The organism is Rhodovarius sp. (assembly GCF_040399605.1).
Lineage (GTDB): Bacteria > Pseudomonadota > Alphaproteobacteria > Acetobacterales > Acetobacteraceae > Rhodovarius > Rhodovarius crocodyli_A.
Genome location: NZ_JBBARU010000128.1, coordinates 1 through 5135 on the forward strand (window position 1 = coordinate 1; position 5135 = coordinate 5135).

At 60.3% G+C, this 5135-nt stretch carries 6 protein-coding genes; 1 reads left to right on the plus strand and 5 read right to left on the minus strand.

Going from position 1 to position 5135, the window contains the following annotated elements; genetic code table 11:
• Positions 1–236: 236 nt before the first annotated feature.
• The 5 genes from ABWP84_RS17995 to ABWP84_RS18015 all read right to left on the minus strand — a co-directional run bounded on the left by ABWP84_RS17995 (position 237) and on the right by ABWP84_RS18015 (position 4301).
• On the minus strand, positions 237–1232 hold the full coding sequence (locus tag ABWP84_RS17995) for a cyclase family protein (RefSeq protein WP_353213402.1): 996 nt from the start codon (positions 1230–1232) through the stop codon (positions 237–239).
• Positions 1233–1469: 237 nt separating this feature from the next.
• Positions 1470–1670 carry a methyltransferase domain-containing protein gene (locus ABWP84_RS18000; protein ID WP_353213403.1) on the minus strand — a complete coding sequence of 67 codons (201 nt, stop codon included), beginning with the start codon at positions 1668–1670 and terminating at the stop codon, positions 1470–1472.
• Positions 1671–1672: 2 nt separating this feature from the next.
• Positions 1673–2116 carry a CBS domain-containing protein gene (locus tag ABWP84_RS18005; protein WP_353213404.1) on the minus strand — a complete coding sequence of 148 codons (444 nt, stop codon included), beginning with the start codon at positions 2114–2116 and terminating at the stop codon, positions 1673–1675.
• Between the two features lie 203 nt (positions 2117–2319).
• Positions 2320–3828: an FAD-binding domain-containing protein gene (locus tag ABWP84_RS18010; protein ID WP_353213405.1), complete on the minus strand. Its 1509-nt coding sequence runs from the start codon at positions 3826–3828 to the stop codon at positions 2320–2322.
• Between the two features lie 62 nt (positions 3829–3890).
• Positions 3891–4301 (minus strand): DUF4149 domain-containing protein, encoded by a 411-nt coding sequence (locus tag ABWP84_RS18015; protein ID WP_353213406.1) that lies wholly within the window; start codon positions 4299–4301, stop codon positions 3891–3893.
• A 104-nt stretch (positions 4302–4405) separates the two neighbouring features.
• Here ABWP84_RS18015 and ABWP84_RS18020 point away from each other — a divergent pair, with 104 nt between their 5' ends.
• A complete protein-coding gene (locus ABWP84_RS18020) occupies positions 4406–4555 on the plus strand; it encodes a hypothetical protein (protein ID WP_353213407.1) in 150 nt (49 codons plus the stop codon).
• The last annotated feature ends 580 nt before the right edge of the window (positions 4556–5135 follow it).

The following is a 5135-nucleotide window of genomic DNA, read 5'->3' on the forward strand; positions in this document are numbered from 1 at the left end:
TCACTGGCGCGCGCCGCTTGAGGGAGGCAGGCGCCACAGCATACCCGCAGAAATGAAAAAACGGTTTCTGGGGTTGCCGCATTTTTGTGATTCCCCAGCGTTGAGGCGAATTCGCCCCAACGCGTGGTGCCCTGGCAGCCTGTTTCATTCGCCTCGGCTCACTGCACAGGCTATAAGTATGTGTTTTTCAAGCATCTTTATCCGCTCAAGCGATTCCGTTTGGGCGGATGATGCTCCTAGAACAACGCCGCAGGCGAGACCGTACTGCCCGAAAACCCTTGCGCGCGCAGCGGCTGCATCATGAAGCAGAACTCGTTCCGGCCGGAGGCCACGATCTCGGCCAGGTTCATATTCTCCAGCAGATGCACGCCATGCACCACCAGCGCGATCTGATGAACCGGCAGCGAGGCGCCGGGCATGGTGGCCGAGGGTGACTGCTCCACCGGCCAGTTGTCGGCGCCGAGCAGCATCGGGTTGCGCGCGATCAACCATTCGGCCGCCGCCACGCCGATGCCCGGGCAACTGCGAACATAGCGCGCATTGTCCACCGCCCAGAGATGCCCCCAGCCGGTGTTGATGAGCATCGCATCGCCCTCGCGCAGTTCCACGCGCTGGCGGGCGAGCGCGGCTTCAAGGTCGGCCGGCGTGATCTCATAGGTGTCGGGCAGCGTCCGCACGCCTTTCTGGCCGGCCACGTCGATCAATACGCCGCGGGTCATGATGGTGCCGACGGTCTCGATACCCATCTCGGTGAAGCCGGTGCGCGACATGATCGAGGGCAAGTCCACGCAGTTGTAGACCTCGTTGCCGATGGTCTGGTGCGGGAAGCCGTCGAATTGCGTGCCGACCTGGCCGATCTCGCCGACGACGACTTCTTCGTTGGAGCCGCGGCGGTTCGACTGCGGGTTCATGAACACCTGCTTCTGGTGCACGTCGAAGCGGCGGGTGCCGAAGAAGGGCATGTTTTGCGCCAGAACATGGCCCATCTCGATCTTGCGGCCTTCGCGAATCATGCTGGCGGCGCTGCGGATGCGCTCGGGCGTCAGCAGGTTCATCGAACCGCGGCGGTCATTCGGACCCCAGCGGGAGGGGCAGCGCTGTGCGGCGGCGGGCGGCGCCCAGCCTTGTGCCTGGACGGCATTGGACTGGAGGCCGAGATGAGCGGAACCGCAGGCGAGACACGCGTTAAACAGCGCGCGACGGGACAGACCCTTTTGCGTGAGACCCTTCATTGGGCATTCCTCCGTTTTGTTGTGTCATAATATGTTATATTATTACTTGACGGTCCATAACCGCCGAGTAAAAGCATGGCACATAATGAGGATTTACCAAGTCCTTTCTAATGAATGATACAGCCCCCATCCACGACTAGGTCATGCTCAACGATAAAGCCGCCCTTGACCGTGGCAACAAACACGGTCGCCTCGGCCACCTCGCGCGCTTCGCCAATTGCCGCCACGTCCACCATCTCAAAATCGGCCGCCCGGCCGCAGCGCGCGAAAGGCCGCGGCGAGGAAATCCTGCCTTGTGTGGAGGTGAAAGCCGCATTCGATGGCAGTCACGATGCCACAGCACGTATCGGGCAGCGGCATGGCGGTGGCCGAGCCCTCGATCAGCCAGCGTGATCCGCTCCGCCATGCCGCGCCGCCAATGCCACCCGCGGGTGGCACCTTCAGCCGCCGACCCCGCCCCGCGTGATGTAGCCCATCAAGTCACCGACATTGCGCTCTAAATCCGAGATGGCTTCCTTGACGATATCTCCTATCGAAATCACCCCTACGACCTTGCCTTCCTCCAGCACCGGCAAGTGACGAAATCGACGGGTTGCCATCATGGACATGCATATTTCCAGCTTGTCTTTTGGCTCTACTGTCACAGGATTGCCCGTCATTACTTGTGACACCGGCGTCAGCTTCGCATCAAGGCCAGGCAGTAGCACTTTGATTGCGCAGTCCCCCTGCGTCACGATACCCACCAGCACACCCTCGTCTATAACGAGAACTGATCGGACCCGATTGTCCCGCATATGGCAAAGTGCATCGACGACCATGTCATCTGAACAAACATAAATCAGAGGACCAGTTTTTTGGGCTAACACCTGCTTGACTGTGTTCACAAATCTCTCCTGCTGTTTCGTAAAAATTATGGACTGCCGCCGTTGATAAGGTTGCAGTGCCCGAGCCGATTGGTTGGGCTTGGTCTTCGTTTCGGGACGGGTTGGATGCGCAGGACAGAGTAACCGGCCACGGCCTCCAACCTCGCCCAACACGGCGATCTTGCGGTTATTATCTCTATGCCTAAGTCCCATTTCACGAAGATTCAAAATCCCAGAGTGAATTGCCGCCTCGCGATCGCCGCCTTCTCCGCCCTGATTGCCCGATCGCGCTGCGGGTGGTCATTCTCCAGCCTGCGACTGCGGCTCCCATGCCTATAGAATACAACCTCCGACGCAGCCCGATAGCCGGGTTCGGCGCGCAACTGAGCGAGCCGGGCACGGGCATCACGGATGGCTTGGCCGGGGTCGATGATCGGGGCGGCGTGTCCGGAACCGGCCAGCCAAGGCGTTTGCAGCAGGGCCAATGGCACCTCCGCCAGCTCGGGCATCCAGCGCCGCGTGAAGGCACCGCTTGGGTCTTGATCAAGCCCCTGCTTGACCGGATTGTAGATGCGCGGCGTGTTGATTCCGGTCTGTCCGCTTTGCATCTGCACCTGCGGCCAGTGAATGCCCGGCTCGTAATCGGTGAACAACCGGGCGAGGTGCAGGCCGCAGGCGCGCCAATCCAGGCCCAGATGGTGGACCGCAAAGCTCGTCACCATCGCCCGCATTCGGAAGTTCAGCCAGCCCGTGGCAATGAGCGAGCGCATGCAGGCATCCGCAAAGGGATATCCGCTCTGGCCTGTGGCCCAGGCGAGCAGCCTCGGGTCATTGTCCACCGTCACCATTCGCGCCCGCTCATGCGCTGGATGCACCGAGCGGTGCTCAATCCGTGGCTCGCTTTCCAGCTTCTGGATGAAGTGGCAATGCCAATGCAGCCGGGAGATCAGGCTCTCGATGGCGGTGCGTGGCACCGCGCTTTGCCCGTTGCGCGCCCCATAGCAGATGGCCAAAGCTTCGCGGATCGAGATCGCACCGGTGGAAAGCGGCACCGACAGGCGTGAGCATGCATCTGCCCCGGCCAGCGGGTTCGACATGGCGCGGCGGTAATGCGCCCCGCGCCCGGCGAAGAAGCTGTCGAGCAGTGCCAGCGCCGATTGCCGGGTGCCTGGCTGCGGCTGATGGCAGAGATCCTCGGCTAGGCCGAGTTGTTCCGGGGAGGGGATTTCGCCGGCTGGTGCCCGGGTGGCTGCGATCAGACCGGACGGCTCCGGCAGCGGCGGCGCGCGCAGAATGGCCTGCGATAGCCTCCCCCATTCGTCGCGGTCGCGCAGCCCGCGCACCACGCCGAATTGCGGATATTCGACAAGCGCGATGCCCGCCTCCCGGCAAAAGCGGCGCACTGCACGGTCACGGGCGAAGGTCCAGGCGTTGCCGGTCTCCTCATGCGCCAGGATGCGGGTTAGGCCGATGGCGCGGTTGATGCGGCCCAGCCACTCTACCATTGTGCCAATGCGGATGATCAGCGGCGCGCCGAGCCACTCCAACCGGGCGGACAACTCGGCCAGAGCGCTGGCCGTTGCCACGTATTGCCGGCGCGAAGTGTCTGGCTGTGTCCAGTATTCCGGCTCAACCACATAGAGCGGAATGACCGGACCGCAGGCCGCCGCCTCGGCCAGTGGGCGGTGATCGGCACTGCGCAGGTCGCGTTTGAACCAGACGAGTTGCACCATGGCGCTGTCGACGAACTATCTGGCAGTTTGCACGAAGTGGGTGAGTGCCATGCCGCCGCCACTCATACAGCAACCCGCGCGAGCACGACCCCCGTGGCAATGATCTGCGCCACATTGAGCGCCACCGACATCCGGTGTGCCGCGTCGAAATGGCGTTTCGCCGCCAGGTCGCCGGATCGCGCAGCGTCACTCAGGGTATTGATCCGCGGCATCAGTCCCTGACGCAGCCAAATGGTGAGCGACGCCACAACGGCCATCACAGCGCCATCCCATTGGGTGGCCAGCGCCAGGGCAGCGATGAGGGACGTGACCAGGACATAGATGTAAAACACTGGGAATACCGCGCGTATGAAACGTCCCGCCTCGCTGGCGGGCAGTTTGGTGAACACCATCGGGGCCATCACAGCGGCAAAGAATACCATCCCGCCGAGCTGCAGGGCGAGTGCGAAGACGGCGATGATGGTGACGATCATGCTGGATACATGGCCGCTAACCGGATTTCAGCAACCTATCCTTCGTCCATCGGCGGAGTTTTCAGCGTCGTGGATCGGGATCGCTTTGTCGTTGGTGACGAAACATGGGCGAAGCTGTCGGCGCTGCTGCCGGGCAAGGCTTCAGATCATGGGGTGCCCTCCGGCGCATCCGCGGCGACGACAAGCCGATGCTCGGCGCCCGCTGGATTGGCTGGCTGTTCTTTGGCGTGAAAAACCGGAAGGCCCCGGCATGAGGCGCAAACCAACAGCCAGCGGTCTGAGCGGGGCTGGCGCCGGATATCGTCGAGGCGATCCTGGATGGGTGGTAGCCGGAGGGAAGCGCGCTGCCGGCGCTGATGGAGCCGTTTCCGGTGGAATCGGAGCGGCAGCCGATGGGCTATAGTGGCTAGACCGACGCGCGCGAACATAACCAATAGGCGTATTTCTTATCATTCAAATTGATCAACAGGTAATTTAGTAAATGATTTGCGCCAGCCGCTTATTTGTTAGAAAAATTTACAATATATCTAATGGGAAATAATTTATTGATTATGTTTATTATAAATAATATCTGCGTGGATGATATAAAAAATCGAGACATTTTTTTTACCGGCATAAAAGAATATATTGCCAACAAAACGCTCTGGCGAGAAGCCGATCCAATTATTTGTCAGAAAAAATTACAATTTGTTCGAAGGGCATCAAAATCTTTCAATATAACAAACATCTAAAAATTGGCACGAGAATTGCTATTTATATCCTATGGCATGTATGACATCCCTAGGCTCAGGACTCATTGATCCAGAAGATGACGATGACGATGGCGGCCAGGGC

Excerpts from the sequence above, each read along its gene's own strand:
- ABWP84_RS17995 (WP_353213402.1), bottom strand. The coding sequence starts at position 1,232 with ATGAAGGGTCTCACGCAAAAGGGTCTGTCCCGTCGCGCGCTGTTTAAC.
- ABWP84_RS18010 (WP_353213405.1), bottom strand. The coding sequence starts at position 3,828 with ATGGTGCAACTCGTCTGGTTCAAACGCGACCTGCGCAGTGCCGATCAC.
- ABWP84_RS18015 (WP_353213406.1), bottom strand. The coding sequence starts at position 4,301 with ATGATCGTCACCATCATCGCCGTCTTCGCACTCGCCCTGCAGCTCGGC.
- ABWP84_RS18020 (WP_353213407.1), top strand. The coding sequence starts at position 4,406 with ATGGGCGAAGCTGTCGGCGCTGCTGCCGGGCAAGGCTTCAGATCATGG.